Annotated in this window: 19 protein-coding genes; 12 read left to right on the top strand and 7 right to left on the bottom strand. The window is 44.4% G+C overall.

Annotation, left to right across the window (positions count from 1 at the left end; translation table 11 throughout):
* Window positions 1–9: 9 nt before the first annotated feature.
* Window positions 10–381, top strand: coding sequence for a YybH family protein (locus tag C942_RS00385; RefSeq protein ID WP_007461193.1), 372 nt, complete (start codon window positions 10–12; stop codon window positions 379–381).
* Window positions 382–438: 57 nt separating this feature from the next.
* Here C942_RS00385 and C942_RS00380 read toward each other — a convergent pair whose 3' ends face one another.
* The 3 genes from C942_RS00380 to C942_RS24245 all read right to left on the bottom strand — a co-directional run bounded on the left by C942_RS00380 (window position 439) and on the right by C942_RS24245 (window position 3720).
* The gene (locus tag C942_RS00380; protein WP_007461191.1) at window positions 439–1038 is read right to left on the bottom strand and encodes a GTP cyclohydrolase II; all 600 of its coding nucleotides are present in this window, start codon (window positions 1036–1038) and stop codon (window positions 439–441) included.
* A gap of 353 nt (window positions 1039–1391) precedes the next feature.
* Window positions 1392–1757 (bottom strand): hypothetical protein, encoded by a 366-nt coding sequence (locus tag C942_RS00375; RefSeq protein WP_007461189.1) that lies wholly within the window; start codon window positions 1755–1757, stop codon window positions 1392–1394.
* A gap of 136 nt (window positions 1758–1893) precedes the next feature.
* Entirely contained in the window at window positions 1894–3720 is a 1827-nt protein-coding gene (locus C942_RS24245) for a methyl-accepting chemotaxis protein (RefSeq protein ID WP_007461187.1), read from the bottom strand.
* Window positions 3721–4525: 805 nt separating this feature from the next.
* Between C942_RS24245 and C942_RS00365 the strand changes: the two genes are divergently transcribed.
* A complete protein-coding gene (locus C942_RS00365; RefSeq protein WP_007461185.1) occupies window positions 4526–5431 on the top strand; it encodes a manganese-dependent inorganic pyrophosphatase in 906 nt (301 codons plus the stop codon).
* A gap of 68 nt (window positions 5432–5499) precedes the next feature.
* On the opposite strand, the gene C942_RS00360 is transcribed toward C942_RS00365, so the two are convergent.
* Together C942_RS00360 and cydH are read right to left on the bottom strand one after the other, a co-directional pair.
* Window positions 5500–6729: a patatin-like phospholipase family protein gene (locus tag C942_RS00360; protein WP_007461184.1), complete on the bottom strand. Its 1230-nt coding sequence runs from the start codon at window positions 6727–6729 to the stop codon at window positions 5500–5502.
* 113 nt (window positions 6730–6842) lie between these two features.
* Window positions 6843–6932, bottom strand: a complete 90-nt coding sequence (gene cydH / locus C942_RS25705) for a cytochrome bd-I oxidase subunit CydH (RefSeq protein WP_157097525.1) — start codon at window positions 6930–6932, stop codon at window positions 6843–6845.
* A gap of 147 nt (window positions 6933–7079) precedes the next feature.
* Here cydH and C942_RS00355 point away from each other — a divergent pair, with 147 nt between their 5' ends.
* The 6 genes from C942_RS00355 (at window position 7080) to panP (ending at window position 13354) form a co-directional block, all read left to right on the top strand.
* The gene (locus C942_RS00355; protein ID WP_036798153.1) at window positions 7080–7682 is read left to right on the top strand and encodes a porin family protein; all 603 of its coding nucleotides are present in this window, start codon (window positions 7080–7082) and stop codon (window positions 7680–7682) included.
* A 389-nt stretch (window positions 7683–8071) separates the two neighbouring features.
* Entirely contained in the window at window positions 8072–9553 is a 1482-nt protein-coding gene (locus C942_RS00350) for a sodium-dependent transporter (RefSeq protein WP_007461181.1), read from the top strand.
* 2 nt (window positions 9554–9555) lie between these two features.
* Entirely contained in the window at window positions 9556–9657 is a 102-nt protein-coding gene (locus C942_RS24950; RefSeq protein ID WP_157097524.1) for a MetS family NSS transporter small subunit, read from the top strand.
* A 175-nt stretch (window positions 9658–9832) separates the two neighbouring features.
* On the top strand, window positions 9833–10342 hold the full coding sequence (locus tag C942_RS00345; protein WP_007461178.1) for a hypothetical protein: 510 nt from the start codon (window positions 9833–9835) through the stop codon (window positions 10340–10342).
* Between the two features lie 225 nt (window positions 10343–10567).
* Entirely contained in the window at window positions 10568–11548 is a 981-nt protein-coding gene (locus C942_RS00340) for a DUF2860 domain-containing protein (RefSeq protein ID WP_007461176.1), read from the top strand.
* Window positions 11549–11707: 159 nt separating this feature from the next.
* The gene (panP, locus tag C942_RS00335) at window positions 11708–13354 is read left to right on the top strand and encodes a pyridoxal-dependent aspartate 1-decarboxylase PanP (RefSeq protein WP_007461174.1); all 1647 of its coding nucleotides are present in this window, start codon (window positions 11708–11710) and stop codon (window positions 13352–13354) included.
* Window positions 13355–13879: 525 nt separating this feature from the next.
* Here panP and torR read toward each other — a convergent pair.
* Complete coding sequence (torR, locus tag C942_RS00330; RefSeq protein WP_007461173.1) at window positions 13880–14593, bottom strand: two-component system response regulator TorR; 714 nt, start codon at window positions 14591–14593, stop codon at window positions 13880–13882.
* A gap of 200 nt (window positions 14594–14793) precedes the next feature.
* Here torR and torC point away from each other — a divergent pair, with 200 nt between their 5' ends.
* The 4 genes from torC to C942_RS00310 all read left to right on the top strand — a co-directional run bounded on the left by torC (window position 14794) and on the right by C942_RS00310 (window position 20263).
* Window positions 14794–15960: a pentaheme c-type cytochrome TorC gene (gene torC, locus C942_RS00325; protein ID WP_007461171.1), complete on the top strand. Its 1167-nt coding sequence runs from the start codon at window positions 14794–14796 to the stop codon at window positions 15958–15960.
* 74 nt (window positions 15961–16034) lie between these two features.
* Window positions 16035–18578, top strand: coding sequence for a trimethylamine-N-oxide reductase TorA (torA, locus tag C942_RS00320; protein WP_007461169.1), 2544 nt, complete (start codon window positions 16035–16037; stop codon window positions 18576–18578).
* A gap of 224 nt (window positions 18579–18802) precedes the next feature.
* Complete coding sequence (gene torD, locus C942_RS00315) at window positions 18803–19456, top strand: molecular chaperone TorD (RefSeq protein WP_007461167.1); 654 nt, start codon at window positions 18803–18805, stop codon at window positions 19454–19456.
* A 240-nt stretch (window positions 19457–19696) separates the two neighbouring features.
* Window positions 19697–20263, top strand: a complete 567-nt coding sequence (locus C942_RS00310) for a hypothetical protein (protein ID WP_007461166.1) — start codon at window positions 19697–19699, stop codon at window positions 20261–20263.
* A 114-nt stretch (window positions 20264–20377) separates the two neighbouring features.
* Here C942_RS00310 and C942_RS00305 read toward each other — a convergent pair whose 3' ends face one another.
* Complete coding sequence (locus tag C942_RS00305; RefSeq protein ID WP_007461163.1) at window positions 20378–20989, bottom strand: LysE family translocator; 612 nt, start codon at window positions 20987–20989, stop codon at window positions 20378–20380.
* Window positions 20990–21074 lie beyond the last annotated feature (85 nt).

Here is a 21074-nt window from a genome sequence, read left to right as displayed (position 1 = left end):
ATGGATACAATGACAACTCAAGTACCAGAATCATTCAAAAACGGCATCAACCAATGGAAAAAAGCCTTTAATCAACAGGATGCGGCTGGTTGCGCCGGACAATATAAAGAAAATGCAGTAATGCATGCACGGCCTTTTGGAACCTTTCGGGGAACAGAAGAAATCCGCGCATTCTGGCAGCAAATTATCGATTCAGGCTACCAGGACGTTGAATATCAAGATACAAGTTGGGAACAAAAAGACGGGAACTGTTTTATTCTTCGCTCAGCATGGACGATGAACAAAGCATTTGGTGTCGTTCATGAAGAACGCTGGGAACGTCAACCTGATGGCTCTGTAAAGTTAACTTATGATGACTTTGAAGTGCTGGGTGAACGTTAAATCTAATATTCATAAAAAACCCCGCGAATGCGGGGTCTTGTAATGATTGTTCGAAGATTAATCGAAGTTAAATCTGTGCTTACCGTGGCTAGCTTTGGTTCTCAGGTAACTTTCATTACCATCTTTGATATAAGCCTTAGTACCCACAACTTCAGCAATGGTGATCCCCAGAGCTTCCAGCTCATTGATCTTCTTCGGATTGTTCGTGATCAGGCGGATCTCTTTCAGGCCAAGTGCTTTTAGCATCAAAGCAGCTTCGGTGAAATCGCGTAAGTCGTCACCAAATCCAAGATGGTTATTGGCTTCATACGTATTCATGCCCTGGCTTTGCAGCTCATAAGCATCAATTTTATTGTACAGACCGATACCTCGCCCTTCCTGACGAAGATAAAGCAAAACACCGCCCTGCGCGCCCATGCGGTTAATCGTCTCATCCAACTGCTCACCACAGTCACAACGGGATGAATGGAATACATCCCCAGTCAGACACTCTGAATGCATTCGAACCAGTGGCGGCTCTGAATTTTTGTCTGCGCCTTTAAAAACCAGAGCGACATGCTCTTTGCCAGATTCAAGGCCGTTAAATGAAAGTAACTCGGCTGGTATATCGCTATTTAAGCCAACTTTAAAAGGCACTCGCGCCCTTACATTTACCATGATGTTCCTAAGTATTTCTTCATTACTCGTATGGGAGTCAATCAGCACTCTTACCTGGTTTCAAACCAGAGATTGTTCAGCTTTTCAGCCACATTCCCATAAAAGCAAATTTACTCCACATAACACCCAACCATCATAAGACTTTGATTTTAAAGAATTTGATTGAGAATTGAGCATTCCTCTTTTATTGCTTAGATGATATCTAAAATTATTACACTAAAACAGCACAACATCACTTAACACTGATTTTGAGTTCAACACTACAATGCAGATTCGTTTTAGCCAGCAATATAATTGTTATATTATAACAATTATACCTTTTTCACATTATGCACTCTGTCACATTATCTAAGTCACTGGTTTGCCGAGTAATAACGTTCAAGTTTGGGATGGAGAAAACAACAGGCAGACAGCAGGGTGAAAATAATCACACCGCCCATTATCAGAGCCATTCGCATCCAGTCATCCCCCATCATCAAGCGCATCTCCAACATCTGATATGTGATTTGCATCCAGGTGACGGCAATGACTCCCAAACAAAACTGAACGAACCGGACAATCAACAACCGACGTAACAACAGAATCGAAGGGGAAACAAGCAACAATAGGAAAACAGTCATATTGCCGAACCTCAGATAATGCGCCCCCAGCAGCCAAAAGCTCAGCACTACCGGCAACAGCAAAACAAGGTTGGGTAAATATCCTTTGTCTGTATTCATATATCGCCCTGCTAAAGGTTATAAGTTGCACTATATATACAACTTATAAAGAACAAAAGCCAGAGCAGGTTATCCCTGCACTGGCTTTTGAAAAGCTACCTGCCAGCAAGATTAATGCTGACGCGCTTGGTTTTCACTATATACGGAAGAAGGCAATAACTTTGTTCAGAGCTTCAGTCTGTTCCAGCTGATTATTAATCTGAGTCTGGATTTTGCTCAGGCCCGCAGCATTCTCATCAGCAATAGCCTTGATTTGAAGAATGTTCGTGTTGATGTTTTCAGCAACAACAGACTGCTCCTTAGCACCAACAGACACTTGAGTGTTCATATCAGTAATAACCGAAATCGCATCAACAATATTTTTGTAAGCATCGCCCGAACGGCGGGACAACACCTGAACTTTATCGCTTTGTTCTGTTGACGTGTTCACAACCTCTACGACATCAGAAGCACCTGCCTGAATGGCCTCGATAATGACAGTGATGTCTTCGATAGAATCCTGTGTTTTTTGTGCAAGGCTTCGTACTTCATCTGCAACAACCGCAAATCCACGTCCTTGCTCCCCAGCACGTGCCGCTTCAATCGCCGCATTCAACGCCAGCAAGTTGGTTTGATCAGCAATACCACGAATAACGCCAAGGATATTGCCGATATTATTGGTATCTTCATTCAGTTTATTGACGACATTTGAAGCCCTGAGCATGGCATCGGACAAGGCATTCATTGCATCACTGGTATTTTGAACAACTTCATTACCAGTGCTTGCTGCATCAGTGGCATGATCACTCTGCTCGGACGCCTGATCTGCATTAGCTGAAATTTGCGTTGCAGCTACAGTCATTTCATTAATTGCAGTAGCAATATTCTCTGTTTCAGTCTGCTGCAATTGCACCGACTGAGTTGACCCGGTTACGGAGCCCTCAATTGCATTGCTTGAATCAGCCAAAACAGCTGAAAGATTCTTAACCTGTCCAATAATGTCACGTAGTGAGTCTGATGACTGATTTAACGCCTGATTCAAAGTGGTAAATTCATCATTGCCTTTAAGATCAATATGATGTGTCAGATTGCCCTGAGCAATCTGCTGAGCAAAACCAACCGACTGAGACAATGGCTGCATGATTGAACGCACAAGCCAGATACTCAAACCAGCACTAAGCACTACTGAAAACATAATTGCAGCATAAGTCATCATTTCCAGACGAGACTGTACTGATTTTGCCACGCTCAGTTCATTTTTAACTAACGCGTAAACCTGTTCTGAGGCTCTGTTCGCATTATCCAGAATATGCTGGCTGGTTGCTTTTATCGTTGTTACATCATTAACCGTTGCAGAAAAGAGCATACGATATGTGTCAAACTGACTATCAAGCACCTTTAAATATTGTTGTGTTTCAGCGGACAACATTATTTTCTGAAGTTCAAGAATATGCGACTGAAGGTTATCAATTTTATTATTTATTTCTTCAGCTTTTGTTTTTGTCGGATGTTCGTTATACATCCAAATATCAACACGAAGTTCATTAAATTTATCTTTTAATGACTTCGCTTCACGATACCGACCAAATTCTGCAAAATCACTCTGGTTAGCCGTATAATACGTTTCTATCGACAACAAAACATTATCAATCGTATTAGAGAAGTTTGTTGCAGCAATCAGGAAATCATTTCGAACCTTAATTGTATTGTCTTTTGCTTTTACAAAGTCGGTAAAACTATTATTAAACAATTGAATTGAATCAATAATACCATCTACCTTATGGCGGTTTTCTTCAACCTTCATCATCTGCTTGGTTTCTTCAAGGGCTTCAAGCGCAGACTGAACCGAACGGCTTACATTGTCTCGAAATTCCAGCTTTTCCTGCACCATATAGTCAGCCTGAGCTAAACGAGCCAGAAACAGCTTGGTGTCAGCCTCCTTCAACCCCAGAACAATGGTGGTTTGCAGTTCCTGTTTTTCCATATTCCGGTTCGAAATCAAACCAAGAAATAAAATGACCACGGCTAACGAAATTAGCGCACAATATAACTTTTGTTTCACTGTAAAGTTGAGCATAGATAAATTTACTTTGCTTTATTAATGAATCCAACAACTCAATAAGCTAATGCAACTGTTTTAAAACAAATGAAATCAAACGCAAAATAGATAATAAAAGGTGGGTTCTGCACAGATAATCAGGCAGCGCGTTGATTCAAAGAAATATAAAACGACACACTCAAACAACTTGAGTCACATAAATCATATCCACATAATTGCAAGCAGCTATTTATAGAAAGGACATGTATAGGGGTAGTCTAACGACCTTAATAATGTTTCCTAAAGCATATCCACACTTTTTTTCGCTAATAAATTAAAAAAGTCCTGAAATCGTAATTTATTATTAGTAATTAATAAGACTATTTCTTAGTTTTGGGTTTTCGTACAGGTTTTGACAAGTCATTGATGGCAGCTTCTCGCCATCTAATCGCTGATCTTTCTCGCTCTGGCAAAAATGCAGGTTTCCCCTCAATCCTCCCCTAACGAAACAAGTCTTGCACGCCGGGGGGGAGCTTCCAAATGGCTCTGTTCAACTCAGATAGCAACCAGATCGGGTGCGGATTTAAGCAACCACACCTTTTTTACTCAACTTCATTTGTTATTTCTAAAAAAAACTCTAAAATTGCACGGTTTACTATTTCTGGCCTGATCGTGAGCAAAGGTCTCAGGGCGGATTTTTTGATAAGTCATACAGCATAAATCGCTGTGGTTGGCAGTTAAAGGATACAAGATGATTCAAGTAGTAGGGCACAAAAACCCTGATAGTGATAGCATTTGCGCAGCACTTGTTTGTGCTGAACTTCTAAAAGCACGTGGCCTGGAAGCAAAGGCTGTACGTCAAGGTGAACTAAACCGTGAAACTCAGCACATCCTGGCTCAGGCTGATGTTGAACAACCAGAAATGTGCACTGGCGTTGCTGGTCAAAACATCTGGCTGGTAGATTTCTCTGATCTGGCTCAGGGTCCTGATGACATCGCTGATGCTGAAATCGCAGGTATTGTTGACCACCACCGTCTGGGTGATGTAACCACTACTAACCCGCTTGAAGCATGGATCTGGCCTGTAGGTTGTACTTGTACAATCCTGTTCAACCTGTTCAAGATGGAAAATGCAGAAATCACTCGCCCTCTTGCGATTCTGATGATGTCTGCAATCCTGAGTGACACTGTTGGTTTCGCATCACCAACTTGCACACAGAAAGATAAAGACGCAGTAGCAGAGCTGGCTAAGATTGCTGACGTTCAGGATCTGGATGCATTCATCAAAGATCTGCTGATCGCTAAAACTGACATCGCAGGCCTGAGCGCTTCTGAGCTGGTTGAAAAAGACCTAAAAGCATACCCATTCAACGACCGTAACGTTGTTGTTGGTCAGATCGAGCTTGCTACTCTGGAGCAGGTTGACGGTATGATCGAAGAGCTAAACGCTGATCTTCAACGTCGTTGTGACGAAGAAGGCCTGGCAATGGCTGCACTGATGCTAACTGACATCACAACAAGCACTACCCGCCTGCTTTACAAAGGTGAGTGGAACGCAACGCTTGATCAGCACGCAGACAACGGCGTACTGATGATGGAAAACACGCTAAGCCGTAAGAAACAAGGCTGGCCGTGGCTACAGAAGGTACTTGCGTAATTCATTCACGCTAAGTTACTCAAAAAAACGCCAGCTTATTAGCTGGCGTTTTTTATATCTCCGACAATTCAAATTCTTCGACGCAGTTGTTTCAGCGCGGTGATTTCATTCAGTGTTTCAGAAAAATGCTCCACGAAATGTCGTCCCACCAGCTTACCTTCGCGATAATCAACCTCTAGGTCGTCCTTATCACTCAATAGCGCCCTGCTCTTCAATGGTCGCTCCGGCGTTATCTGAATCACTTTGAGCCCTTCAGGCGGATCCAACAGGAACTGGCTCATTTCATCGTAGGTTTTATAGTAACGATTGAGCATCTCAAGTATTTCAGCACTCTTACCTTTCCCTGCTATGGACAAGAAACGCTCAATATTATCAGCAGACAGTAAACGCCAGTTACTACCTCTAGACTGCTCAATAGTGTTGGCAATACTATCCGCCTTATCGTCCAGTGGTTCCGTTTTGACTTTCTGCTCCTGACGGACCAGCTTCCACTGTTCAAAACGCTGTGTTAAATCATTACGAATAGACTTCACCTTATCAAGCGACTGATTCAGGCTAAGCCGATCGATATAATCAGGAAGTGCCGTTTCTATTTTTTCACGCCAATCATTAAAAACGCTGCTTTCATCTGTCAGGCCAGTGACAGGCTCTGTTCTGACCACCACCACTAAATCAGCGCCACGAAGCCAGGCCTCCCTGACCGGAACAGCTGCGCTCACACCACCGTCAACCCACTCAAGATCACGCAAATTAACCGGCTGGTTATAAATCACAGGAATAGCGCAAGATGCACGAAGTACATCACGCCAGTCACTTTGGTACATTGGCAGATAAATATCCTGAAGGTTATCTTTTCGAGTTGCGCAGGCAAGCGCAGTTCTGTGCTGTAAAACTGTCTTTGCCGTAGAAATATCGAGAGGTAAAGAGCCACCGGACGCAACACATTCCAGTGCCCAGTCAAGGTTCATTGGTTTCTGTTTACTAAGGTACTTGTAGAGATTAAAAAACTCATTCTCTGTGGTGTAATTGACAATGAAGTTGTATCCGAACTGATGTTGCCGGCTAATAAAAGATGAGAGATTCAGCGCACCGGCAGAAGTGCCGATATAAAGTTCAAACGGGTCGAACCCCGCTTCAAGAAAAGCGTCGAAAACGCCAGCAGTAAATATCCCGCGCTGTCCCCCACCCTGTACAACCAAAGCGATCCTCAGCTTGTTTGCACCCAACAAACGTGTTGAGAATGCGTTAACATGCTGTAAATCCAATTCATTCAAACTAAACGGCAGATGATTCTGCATATTCTACTCGCAACAAAGAATCCGAAAATTCACTGTCGACAGCATACCATCCTTAGCTTGCACATATCAGAACGAAAACTGAATGAACATCAAAAAGCTTTTAATTTAATAACTTATGCTGTCACTGAAATAACAGCAAAGGTCATTATCACAGTCAAAGTTATCACGGCGGTAAATACAGCTAGTTTGAAATCACGATCCATGATGAAATCCCCCACTCACTATGTTGATTTAACATATTATTAACCTCTTTTTGTGGTCACATCAAGTTTCTAATTATTAAAAAAGCACTATATTCAGATAGCTGTCACAATTAAATTTATGCTGAATCAACGGAATAGAGGCCAGCAATGAAGCTACCATTAGTTGCAACACTCTTGTGCACTACCCTGACTGCCTTCGTTTCACCTCAAGTTCAGTCGGACAACACGTTTTACTTTACACCTTATGTGGGATACGCCTTTACCAGCAACATCACCGATGAAAACGGCAACGCGATACGCATCGAAGATGATCCTCATATTGCATTCAGCCTGGATACCGATATGGGAGCCGGGAGAATCGGCCTGTTTATCAGCCATCAACCGAATGAAGCCGAAAATATCCAAGGGGATGGTTCATTCACTTATTTCCAATTCCAGAGCTCACTTCGTTTTGATGTTAATCCCTCATTTGACTCTTTTTTTGGTGCCAGTGTAGGTACAACAATCTCAGAGTCAGACTGGACCAGTAATGATCTGCTTTTCTCCGGCGGATTCTTTGGCGGAGCAGAGTACAAAATCAACAGCAATACAAAACTGGTTCTGGAAGCTCGCTGGTTAGCAAACCTTATTGATAGCAATACAAACGCAATTTGTACCCTGCCTACCGGGGATGAAACATGTCGGATAAAGATTGAATCCGACTGGATCAGTCAGCTGCAAACTAATATCGGCATTACCTATTCGTTTTAAGTTATTACTCTAAAGGCCGGATTATCTGGCCTTTCTACTTTCGAGTAAGCAAAACAGCCATATTTTGGCGTATTTTTAGCCTCTTTTACCCTCAAATAAAAATAAAATTTCCACCTAGCAGCTCACATAAACCCAACATTAATATCTGGCAATACGATTTTACTGCTCACTTTTGTCTCATCGGAAAGGGAAAAACACAAAAGTTAACACCACAAAAGCAAGACATTAACAAAGTTACAGTCTATTGCTTTACATTTTCTCTCTGGCTAATCTCAACTCATTAACGTGGCATTTCAATCCAGATCCCACGTTGCCGGAAGATTAATAACAGAAGAAATAACTTAGAACTCTTTGTTTCATAGAGAATTGCAGTACATAAGGAGATGTTTATGAAACGCGAACAATGGGGCTCTCGCGCCGGGTTTATCCTGGCTGCCGTAGGGTCCGCGATTGGACTGGGGAATATTTGGCGTTTCCCGTATATGGCATATGAAAACGGCGGTGGCGCATTTTTTATTCCTTACCTTTTTGCCATGTTAACCGCCGGTATCCCGTTTATGCTGATGGAATTCAGCTTGGGTCATAAGCTCCGTGGTGCTGCGCCGCGTACCTTCTCTAAAATCGGTGTGAAGCTGGAATGGCTTGGCTGGTTCCAGGTGTTTATCGCTGCCATTATCGCTGTTTACTATGTTGCCGTTATCGGTTGGGCAATTTCTTATTTCAGCTATTCGTTTACGCAGTCCTGGGGCAGCGATACGAACGGCTTCTTCTTCAGCGAATACCTGAAGTTGGGTGAGAACTCCCCAACAAAGCTTGGCAGCTTACAGTTACATATTGCTATTCCAATGGTTCTGGCGTGGGGCATCACCTTTGCCGCAATCTTTGGTGGTGTTAAAGGCGGTATTGAACGAGCCAACAAAATCCTGATGCCACTGCTGTTTATTATGGTAATGGGTCTTATCACCCGTATCGTGTTCTTACCTGGCGCCCTTGACGGCCTTAATTACCTGTTCCAGCCTGATTTCAGCAAAATCATGGATGCAAAAGTCTGGTCTGCTGCATATGGTCAAATCTTCTTCACCCTGAGTGTCGGCTTTGCCATCATGATTGCGTACTCCAGCTATCTGCCTGAAAAATCAGATATCAACAACAATGCATTCATGACCGTTCTGATCAACTGTGGCTTCTCTATTACTGCCGGTGTGCTGATCTTCGGTGTGCTTGGTTACATGGCACAAGAGCAAGCCAAGCCAATAACAGAAGTGGTTTCTGCGGGTGTCGGTCTGGCATTTGTAACTATTCCGGCGGCAATTAACCTGTTACCTGCCCCGTATATTCTGGGCCCACTGTTCTTCCTGGCATTGGTTGTTGCCGGTTTGAGCTCGCACATTTCCATCATTGAAGCGGTAACATCAGCTCTGATCGATAAAATGAACTGGTCGCGCAAAAAAGCAGCATCGATAGTGTGTGGTGTCGGTTTTATTGTGTCACTGGCATTTGCAACAAACGGTGGCTTACTACTGCTGGATCTGATCGACTACTTCATTAACAACGTTGCTTTGCTGACCAGCTGCCTAATTGAATTGCTGGTAATCGGCTGGCTGTTTAAAGCTGCGGATGTTCGCAGCTATGCGAACAACATTTCGGAATTCTGTGTCGGCAAGTGGTTCGAGATCTGTATTCGCTTCCTGAGCCCGATTATGTTGGCAGTGATTCTTAGCACTAACCTGATCAATACCTTCAAGGAAGGTTATGGCGGCTATGCCATGTCTGATCTGCTACTGCTTGGCTGGGGTCTGGTTGCAGCAATGTTTGTTGTGGCTGTGATTATCAACCTGGCATCTAAACCTCAAACTCATCAGGAGGCATAACTATGACATTCGGCGCAATTATCATGATGGTGTTTGGTTTCGGCATTACCTGGGGCGGCGCAGCATATTGCATATCGCTGGCAATGAAACAACAAAACCGTTAAGCATAATAAGCTAACTATCACCAACAAGGGGCTCATAAGAGCCCTTTGTTTTTCCACTGTTATCAAAAACTTTGCTAGCCACCAACCATTCCTGCAAAGAATTGTTTTCCACTATGCAATCTCGCCATTACAATTGACCAATAAAACCTACAAGAATAACAACCAAGGAAAGTCAATGAAGTTACCTGTTATCTTACTCTCTCTGGCATTACTGCCAGCATCGGTATCAGCAGCTACCAACTGTCAGAGTGACAAATATCATCAGTATGTCGATGCATCACTTTCCTGGTATGAAAGCCTTGTCGAGCTGGCTGTAGAAAAAGATGAAGATCTAAAGGATGTAGGCCAGTGGTTCCTTGACGGACGCAAACATCACTTCGAGTTGAACCGCTCGGCATTCGACTGGTATTTAGAAAACGATAAGGACAAACTGGATTTCTCTCAGCCCGTTGAATCATGGCTGAAACTCAGCCAACAGGATGTCAAAGCTCTTTCTAAGCAAGACAGTGAACTGGGAAAGACTGCCAAAACCGTGTTTGATGATCGCCAACGCAAGCCCCACGCTAAAAACTATGAACTGCGTAGTGCCTTTGCTGATCTGCTGACACACCCAGGAAATATCGATAACCCGCTCAATGCTTACAATAAAAAAATGGCAACCATTGCCGATATCGAATGTAAGTAATCAAGTCCCCCCCTATCCGGCCGGGGAAGCTCCTCTTTTCCGGCTGTTTTATTGACGTAAGTTACGTATAACCCACCCAACCATTTCATATGAATATAGGTTGATATTTTTACGATTTACTGACATTTTATTGCCCGTGATGGAATATAAATTTGCCTTCAAAAGCAATATTATACCTTTCCCCCATATAGCTAGTGCCTAACTAAACAATAACCTGGAGCAATAATGAAGCACTGTAAACTCTGCCTACTTACCGGCATTATTTCTACTTCTGCCCTGGCGGCCCCCGATCCATCATGGCAGCCGGGTTTTGGCGCAGATCTCTCTTTCCTTACCGGCTATACCCGCGAGACATCCCAATTCAATACCGATAATACAATCACCGACACTCTCGACAACAATGGTGATACCCAAAGCGATGCCCTGTTCACCCCGCTTGGTACTATCAGTTACACCATGGAGTCGGCTGACAAGCAAGTATACTTTGGTACCAGCCGTTCAGATGTAGCATTGGGCCGATTTCATGTTGAATTGGGTTATCGTCAACGCATTCCTGACAATGGGATGATTAGCATCAGTTATGTACCGGGACTAGTTGAGACATCTACCTGGGAAGATCCGTTTATTACTGGTGAAGTCCGCAAAGAAACAGACAGCAAAATCCGGGGCCTTCGTCTTCAATATGATCGAATTCTGGGCTCGAACTTCTCGGCTGAGATCGCTGGCGGCCGACAGGATATAGATAATGAAAAAAGTGGTCATCGCAACTTCAGTGCTACAGAGCAGGCATTACTACAACGTGAATCAGATATCCTTTTCACTCAATTAAGCTATTTCAAATCAGTTAACCAACGCTTGTTACTCCGCGGCGCTGTAAATTACAGTCGAATCAATGCTGACGGTGATGCCATGGCCAATGATATCTACGGAGCAGAAATCGGTTTCATCCAGTTCCTGCCAAGCTCCAGCCTTGCGCTGACATTAAGCTATGATCGTGCAGAATTTAATGCAGCTAACCCGGTTTTCGACCAAAAACAAAAAGATAATCGTTGGGGTGTCTTCCTTGCCTATGAGTATCAGGAACCTTTCGGGTGGGAGAATTGGGGGATAGTTTCACTGGCTGGTTATAATCAAAGTAACTCCAACATCAACTTCTATGATGAAGACTCGTTACTTCTGTCAGCTGGTCTGAATTACCGCTTCTAGTAGTGATAAAATCGACAATAATCAGTCGTTTCTTTCATTTGTTGCAGTGTAAACTGTTAAATAGAACAGTGATCTGCAATCACTTTTTTCGGGACAAGCTGTTCAAATTGCATTAAATTAGCAACAATTTGCCAACTTTCATCAAAGTATCAACTAAATATGGCAGTCGATAATAGAAAAGCCGATGCTTCAGTTGACTCGCTGCATCGCATTTTTACGGTGCCGGAAGCACCCAATTCGACTTTGGGTCGGATTGAAAAAGAAATCTCAGAAAATCTTAACGCCTTTTTGCAAACACACATTGCGGCAAGGGAAAAGCCACTGACTGAGATAGAGAAGGATTTTTCATCTGCTGATATTCCGGAAAATCCTTCATTTGTCTCCGATCACACTGCGTTCTTGCTGGATAAACTGGTTGCACAATCTGTGCACACCTCCGCGCCAAGCTTCATTGGCCATATGACGTCAGCACTACCGTACTTTTTGATGCCACTGTCAAAAATCATGATCGGCCTGAACCAGAATCTGGTAAAGATCGAGACGTCCAAAGCCTTTACCCCACTTGAACGTCAGGTTCTGGGTATGCTTCACAACCTTATTTTCCATGAGGACAATGCGTTCTACGACCAGTGGATGCACAGTGCAGACCACTCTCTGGGAGCGTTTTGTTCGGGCGGTACTGTTGCCAATATTACTGCCCTTTGGGTTGCGCGAAACAACGCACTCAAGCCTGATGGAGAATTCCGCGGTGTCGCACAGGAAGGCCTGTTCCGGGCAATGAAACACTACGGTTATGATGATCTTGCCGTTCTGGTTTCTGAACGTGGTCACTACTCGCTGAAAAAAGCTGCCGATGTACTGGGCATCGGGCGTGATTGTCTTGTTCCAATTAAGACAGACGGCAATAACCGGGTATGCATTGATGATCTCAAATCAACACTGTTCTCACTAAAAGAACGCAACATCAAACCATTCGCCATCGTTGGCGTTGCCGGTACCACAGAAACCGGAAACATCGACCCACTGGAAGAGTTGGCAGATATTGCCGAAGAACACGATTGTCACTTCCATGTTGACGCGGCCTGGGGCGGCGCGACACTGATGTCGAACAAGTACCGTACCCTGCTCAAAGGTATTGAACGGGCAGACTCTGTGACCATTGATGCCCACAAACAGCTTTATGTACCGATGGGCGCAGGTATGGTGATCTTCAAGAACCCAACGTCGGCTGCGGCTATCGAGCACCATGCCGAATATATTCTGCGTGAAGGTTCGAAAGATCTGGGCAGTCATACGCTGGAAGGTTCGCGAAGTGGTATGGCGATGCTACTGTTTGCCAGCCTGAACATTATCAGCCGACCAGGTTATGAGCTGCTCATCAACAACAGTATTGAGAAAGCGCGATACTTTGCAGAACGGATCGATGCACATCCTGACTTTGAGCTGGTCAGTGAACCGGAGCTGTGTTTGTTGACCTATCGTTATGTACCTGAGGCAACTCAGCGAGCACTGGCTATTGCCACACCAGAACAAAAAGCTGAACTGCTTGCATCATTGAATGACCTTACACAATTCATTCAGAAGAGACAGCGTGAATCCGGTAAGTCGTTTGTATCCCGTACCCGAATCAACCCGGAAAAATGGGACCGTTACCTGACAACTGTTTTCCGAGTGGTACTGGCCAACCCGCTGACCACAAATCAAATCCTACAGGACGTTCTGTCGGAGCAGCAGCTATTAGCACTGCAAAGCGAGATAAGTTATCCGAAAATCATGGCGCTGACAGAAGAAATTCTCAGCCATTAATTGACGGTTCAACTCTGCTCTTACAGTTACAAGCTTCAGATAACAAAACAGCCAGTCTATAAAACTGGCTGTTTTTGTATTCAAATTAAGACAAATTCAATCACATTAAATGAGAATGAATATCAAACAATCCAAAATAAGAAAAACAAACGAACACTTTTTGAGCGTGAAATTTAAATTAACTAAAAATAGTCACTAACCAGAATCCATTTATTGTGAAAATAAGCGAAAATTTGGTCTTATTTTCCACCTGAAACAGAAATATTTTTTTTAAAATATCCCGCCTCTTCATATTAGCATTGATGATATCGTTTAAATAATCATCAACCACAAAAATAGGAATGCTGTTTTATTCGCCTTTCGATTATTAATAGCAGTTAACATCATTTGATTCAGGACAATAAAACGTTGTTTTCGCCAGATACAAAAAAGCCGATATACTAAATATACCGGCTTATTTATTTCAAATTGTTTCAATCTGAATTATTTATTGTCAGGATTAATTATTCACTACTGAGTGCAAAATTAATCACCAGCAAACATATAACCTTCACCATGAACCGTTACAAAAATTTGCGGGTTCTTAGGATCTGCTTCCATCTTAGAACGCATGCGACGAATCAATACATCAATAGTACGATCGTTTGGTGCTTCTACACGATGGCTCAACATATTCAGAATACGCTCACGGCTCAAAACAACATTCGGGTGAGATGAAAACGCAACAAGCAGCTCATATTCAGCCTTTGTTAGTTTCACAGGCACACCATTATGAGTCAGCGCGCGTTTGTTGATATCAAACTGCCAGTCACCGAATCGAATGATGCTGTCTTCCTGCATTTCAACCATAGTTTCATCGCGAGCTTTTTCTACTAAAGTCATGCGCCACAACAGGTTTTTTACGCGTACAAGCAATTCACGCAACTCAAATGGTTTTGTTACGTAGTCGTCTGCACCCATCTCCAAACCAACGATTCGGTCGATGCTGTCAGTACGTCCTGTAACCAAAATAATACCCACGTCAGAGCGGCTGCGAAGCTCACGAGTAAGCATCAAACCATCTTCGCCCGGCAAATTAATATCAAGCATAACCAGGTCGATTTTTTCACTAGCCATGATCTCACGCATTTGATCACCGCTATCGGCCTGGCTCACCTTATAACCTTCATTTTCAAAATACCCGACAAGCTTAGTTCGGGTAACAATCTCATCTTCTACAACAAGTACGTGATGACTCATGTTTATCTCTTTATTTGTTTCGGCTGTCTCTTAAAAACGGTAGCACACGAAGCGGTTATTCACAATTTGTCACAACGGCGACCAAGCTGTTAATTACCGCCCATATCCTTATTCACATCGTGGAATTAAGATTAAACCATAAAAAACCATACGTCACCGTGCTTTACGGAGACATTAAATCTTTAATGGAATCTTCCACTATGAAAAAACTTTGGCAAACGTTGACTAAGCCAAGTAGCAAGTATTCTATTCTTGCTCTTGTTTTGGTCGGTATTGTTATCACACTGGCAGGAACAGTTGTCGTTCACAAAAGTTTCGAATTCGCCTCTCGAACTGAGTTCTGTACTTCTTGCCACACCATGCAGCAGAACTACGAAGAATACAAACAACGCATTCACTACAAGAATGCTTCTGGTGTACGTGCAGAGTGTGTTGACTGTCACCAGCCAAAAGATCTTCCAGGCAAAGTTATGCGTAAGCTGGGTGCTTGGAAAGACGTATACAACCATTTCATCACCAAGAAAATTGACACTCCAGAGAAACTGGAAGAGCACCGTCTAGAGCTTGCTGAAATGGTTTGGGCGCGTATGAAGAGCCAGAATTCTAAGACGTGTAAGAGCTGTCACTCATACGATGCAATGGATCACTCTAAACAGTCTGCTAAAGCTGCGATGGAAATGAACAAAGCCGCTGCTGCTGACATGAACTGTATCGAGTGTCACAAAGGTATTGCCCACGAACTGCCAAACATGGCTGGTGGTTTCCAGAAAGATTTCCAAGAGCTGCAAGCAACTGCTAATGCTCAAGCCGCTGACGCTAAAGTACTTTACTCTCTTGGTGAAAAAGATCTGTTCGCATCTGCTGACGCAGGCGCTAAAGCTGAAGGTAAGCTGCTTCCTGCTTCTGAAGTAACTGTTCTTGAGCGTAAAGACAACATGCTGAAGATCAAAGTTGACGGCTGGCTGGAAAAAGCGGGTAAAGGTCGCGTAATGACTGAGTACATGGGTAAACGTGTATTCAAGGCAACTATCCGTGGTGACGTTAAAGCAACAGAACAGCTAATCGAAGAAAAGACTGACCCTGCAACTGACATCGTTTGGCAGCACGTTTCTGTTGAAGCTTGGATCACAGCTGAAGACATGATCGACAACATCCAGCCAATCTGGAACTACGCAGAAGGCATGTTCGGCGCTACTTGCAACGCATGTCATGCAGCACCAGACCCTGCGCATTTTACTGCAAACGGTTGGATCTCAGGCCTGAACGCGATGAGCGCGTACTACCGCCTGACCAAGACCGAAGAGCGTACTCTGCTGAAATACCTGCAGAACCACGGTAAAGACACTGGCGGCGCTGGTAAACACTAATTCCTGATCTGCGGTGGGCTATTTCCCCCCCCACCGCTCTTCAAAAAAGAATTTTAAAATTTAAGGATTTCTAAATGGCGACTCAAATTCTAAATAAAGGCGTTTCACGCCGTCGCTTCCTTTCAGGTATGGTTGCTGCGAGTGCAGCATCTGTAGTTGGGACCAGCCTGCTTGCTCCTCGCAAAGCGATGGCAGCATCACACGAAAAAGCAAACTTCACCGGTGAAGTACTTTCTGGTTCTCACTGGGGTGCTTTCCGTGCAAAAGTTGAAAACGGCGTTTGGGTAGACACGGTTCCTTTCGAAAAGGACAAGCACCCTACTTCAATGATCAACGGTGTACGTGAAGTTGTTTACAACCCTGCTCGTGTTAAATACCCAATGGTACGTATCGACTGGCTGAAGCACGGCTACAAGTCTGATACAACTCAGCGTGGTGACAACCGTTTCGTACGTGTGCCATGGTCTCAGGCTCTGGACTTCTTCTACCACGAAATGGAACGTATCCAGAACAACTTCGGCCCAAGTGCACTGTACGCTGGTCACACTGGCTGGCAGTCAGTTGGTAAACTGCACTCTGCAGGTACCATGATGATGCGTGCTATCGGCCTTCACGGTACTTTCCTTGCTAAAGCGGGTGACTACTCTACCGGTGCAGCTCAGGTTATCCTGCCTTACGTTGCTGGTGCGATGGAGGTTTACGAGCAGCAGACTTCATGGCCGCTGGTTCTTGAGCACTCTGACACTATCGTTGTTTGGGGTTCTGACCCAATCAAGAACCTTCAGGTTGGCTGGCTAGTACCAGACCACAGCCCATACGCTTACTACGAGCAGCTGGCTGAGAAAGTGAAGAACAAAGAGATCAAAGTACTCTACATCGATCCAGTTGTTTCAGATACTCAGAAGTTCGTTGGCGGCGAGCAGGTTCCGGTTAACCCGCAGACTGACGTGCCACTAATGCTGGCTATCGCTCACACACTGTACAAAGAAAACCTGTACAACAAAGACTTCATCGCTGACTACACTACAGGCTTCGACAAGTTCATTCCTTACCTGACAGGTGAGAAAGACGGCGTTGAGAAGACACCTGAGTGGGCTGAAAAGATCTGTGGCATCGACGCTGACAAGATCCGTGAACTGGCTCGTACTATGGCTTCTGGCCGTACTCAGATCATCGGCGGCTGGTGTCTACAGCGTATGCAGCACGGTGAGCAGTACGCGTGGATGCTGGTTGTTGTTGCAGCAATGCTTGGTCAGATCGGTCTGCCAGGTGGTGGTTTCGGCTTCGGCTGGCACTACAACGATGCTGGTTCTATCACCTCTAACGGCCCGCTAATGTCTGGCTTCAGTGGTGTAACTGGCGTTGACCCTATCCACAACGGTTCTTACAAAGGCTACTCAACTTACATTCCGGTAGCTCGTTTCGTTGATTGTATCGAAAACCCAGGTAAGAAAATCCAGTGGAACGGCCACGACATCACATTCCCAGAAATGAAGATGGCTGTGTTCTGTGGTAACAACCCGTTCAACCACCACCAGGATCGTAACAAGATGATCAAGGCGTGGCGTAAACTGGAAACGGTTGTAACTATCGAACACCAGTGGACTGCGACTTGTCGTTTCTCTGACATCGTTCTTCCTGCAACAACTACGCACGAACGTAACGATATCGAACAGTACGGTAACCACTCTAACGCGGGTATCATTGCCCTGCCGAAAGTTGTTGAGCCAATGTTCGAATCTCGCGATGACTTCGATATCTTCCGTGACCTGTGTCGCCGTTTCGACCGTGAAGAAGCATTCACAGGCGGTAAGACTCAGATGCAGTGGATCGAAGAAATCTACAACGGTGCACGTCTTCAGGGCCGTGGTCTGGGCGTACGTCTGCCTAACTTCAAGAAGTTCTGGGAAGGCGAAGGCTTCGTTGATTTCCCTGCTGGTAAAGAGTGGGTTCGTCACGAATCATTCCGTAAAGAACCGGATCTGGAGCCACTAGGTACAGCTACTGGTCTGATCGAGATCTACTGTAAGACAATCGCTGACATGGGTTACGACGACTGCCAGGGTCACCCAATGTGGTTCGAGAAGAAAGAACGTAGCCACGGTGGTCCTCGTTCTGATCGCTTCCCGATCAACCTGCAGAGTACGCACCCTAAACACCGTCTGCACTCACAGCTGTGTTCTTCAACTGAGCACCGCGCAACATACGCTGTAGCAGATCGTGAGCCGATCTACATCAGCACTGAAGATGCGAAAGCGCGTGGCATCAAGTCTGGTGACATCGTTCGCGTATTCAACGACCGTGGTGAACTTCTGGCTGGTGCTGTAGTTACTGACGACTACAAGCCAGGCGTATGTCGTATCCACGAAGGTGCATGGTACAGCCCGCTTGAAGGCGGTAAGCCAGGTACACTATGTACTTACGGTGATCCAAACGTTCTGACTCAGGACATCGGTTCATCTAAACTTGCTCAGGCGACTTCAGCTGCTTCTGCTGTTGTTCAGATTGAGAAGTACAAAGGTAAAGTACCAGCTGTAACTGGTTTCCACGGCCCAACAGAAGTGACTGACATCGATCCTCTGTTCCCGGCAATGGATCTGAAGTCTTCTTGTCGTTAATTGATAATGCCGGAGAGTCCCTCTCCGGCAACTCATAACACAAGAGTTGCGAATTAGAATAAAAGGTAATGGCCTGTTCCATTACCTTTTAATTGGTTTTATTACCCTCATAAAACCTATTCACATATAATCACGGAACAGTCGAGATTTTATCTGAATATGTTTTGTACAGTCCGGCAAGATAACAACTTAACAAGCTGAGACTGCTTTATACTGGAGTGCCCATGCAAGAGTTTATTGCTTTCAACGAACAACGTGCAGAAATTTACTGGTGGATGTCATCACTGATGGCCCGTGAGCTGACAGCAGAAGATCTGGAACAGTATCACGGTGGTGATATGTACACTTTCCTGTCCGGCCTGGGCATGACAGAAGAATTGAAACAGCCGGTTGAAAACTTCCGTGAAGCGATCAATCGTCTTAAAACTCGTGAAGACACTCAACTGGAACTAGCAGCTGATTTCTGCGGCCTGTTCCTGAGCACACCAAAATCCGGTGCCCTTCCTTATGCATCTATGTATGTCGGCGACAGCGGTTTGCTTAACGACAAGCCAGCACAAGAAATGCATGACTGGATGGAAAAGTACGATATCGCCCAGCGCAAAGAATTCAACGAACCGGCAGATCACCTTGCTGTCGAGCTGGACTTCATGGGTAACCTGATCATCATGGCAAACCAGCAGCAAGATGAAGCGAAGGCTGAAGAAATCATGCAAGCTCAGCACTCATTCATTTCAACTATGCTGATGAACTGGCTGCCGGCCTTTGCCAAAGATTGTAACGAACGCGACAAGTTCGGCTTTTATGCCGCAGCCGTTAACCTGTTGCTGGCGTTCTGTAAATTAGATACCGCATTCCTTGCGGCTGAAGAACAATAACCCTATCGGTCAGTAAAGACTGAAATCACTATCTCTCGTTGCCGGCAGATGGATTGCCGGCCTTTTTCTATTTATCCCCCCACTCCCTCGCATACAATCTCACCTACAAGCTCAATTTTGCCCTGTTCAGCCTACGCACAGGATTCATGACACATCGCTGACATTCGCTGTAACCCGCTCTTATAGATTGAACTCTATCGCGATAAGTACGATTAAGACGATTACTAAGAGGTTTCAGCCATGAACAATATCAGTACTCAAACCCTGCATCAGTCAGCATCAAAGCACTGGTTTATCAAAATGTCTTTACCGCTGCTTTTCATCACCGCTATGGTACTAGCACCATTTGCCAATGCCAGCGCGATATCGGCAGATGCCAGCCGTGAGCAGCGGGATACCGTCAACCGAATCAACGCCATTCAGCGCGACCTGACCAGCATTCGTCAGCAAACATTGCAGGCAAACCCAGAACTGATCACCCAGTCAAAAGAGCTGGAAGCTAAGTTCGAACAAAAAGCTAAAGAAGTAGGCTATGAACCGGATGAGTTCATCAACAAAGCCCAGGAAATCCAGGAGCAGGTTAAGGACTCATCCCTGACAGAAAAAGAGCGTAGTGAGCTTATTAAAGAGTTTACAGCAGCCAAGCAAAAAATGGCGGAGCAACGTCAGGCCATTATTGCCGACAAAGAGCTGATGACCATGCAGGAACAACTGCAACAAGACATGATGATGGCAATGCAGGAACAGGATCCAAACACTGAAAAACTGGTTGATGAACTGAACAGACTCATCAGAACCATTCAGTAACTGTAAGCCACTTGCGAACTCAATCCATCCTAATCAATGTTAGGATCGGTTGGCATAGAGTTGACAAAAAATAGCCACAATAGTGTGGCTATTTTTTTTATACCATCATCAACATTACGACTTTATCGCTAGCATAGCCCCAAACGAACATAGCCCCACTCCGCACATTTGATTCAGTTTTTTCTTCATTTTAAGTAAACGGGCCTGAAGCACTTCAGAAGTAAATAGTACTGCAACAATGCTAAACCAGACGCCATGTAGCACTATCATATAAACGCCATACATAAGAGCAGTATGGCTCTCACTTGTGTCAGGTGTAATGACTTGACTGAAAATGCTAAGGAAGAAAAGCATTGTTTTGGGGTTCAGAACATTACACAAGAACCCTTGTACTAAATATTGAGAAACCTTTATGTGGTTTTCCGTGACTTTTTCTATTTCTGCGCAATTGTCAGCAGAAATAATCCCCTTAATACCCAAGTAGATCAAATATGCAGAACCAGCGTATCTTACTGCATTGAACAACATCTGGTTTTGTGAGATTAAGTAACTTATTCCCAGCATCGAATAACCAATATGAACACATATTGCCAAACTGACACCTATCGCTGTCCAAATGCCCGCTTTTCTACCCTGGTTAATACTGTTTTTAAGGACTAAAACAAAATCAGCCCCCGGACTGATTACAATGAGCACTCCGAGAATCGCTAAACTTATAAGCTCCATATGCACTCCAAATATCATTTATGATGTCTTATTGGGTCTCATTGTATGTACTTTTGAAGCTGACTATAATCGAAACAATCTCAAT

It is taken from the genome of Photobacterium marinum, assembly GCF_000331515.1.
GTDB lineage: Bacteria > Pseudomonadota > Gammaproteobacteria > Enterobacterales > Vibrionaceae > Photobacterium > Photobacterium marinum.
The sequence above is the reverse complement of the archived record's forward strand: the minus strand, read 5'-3'. Positions and strand labels throughout refer to the sequence as shown.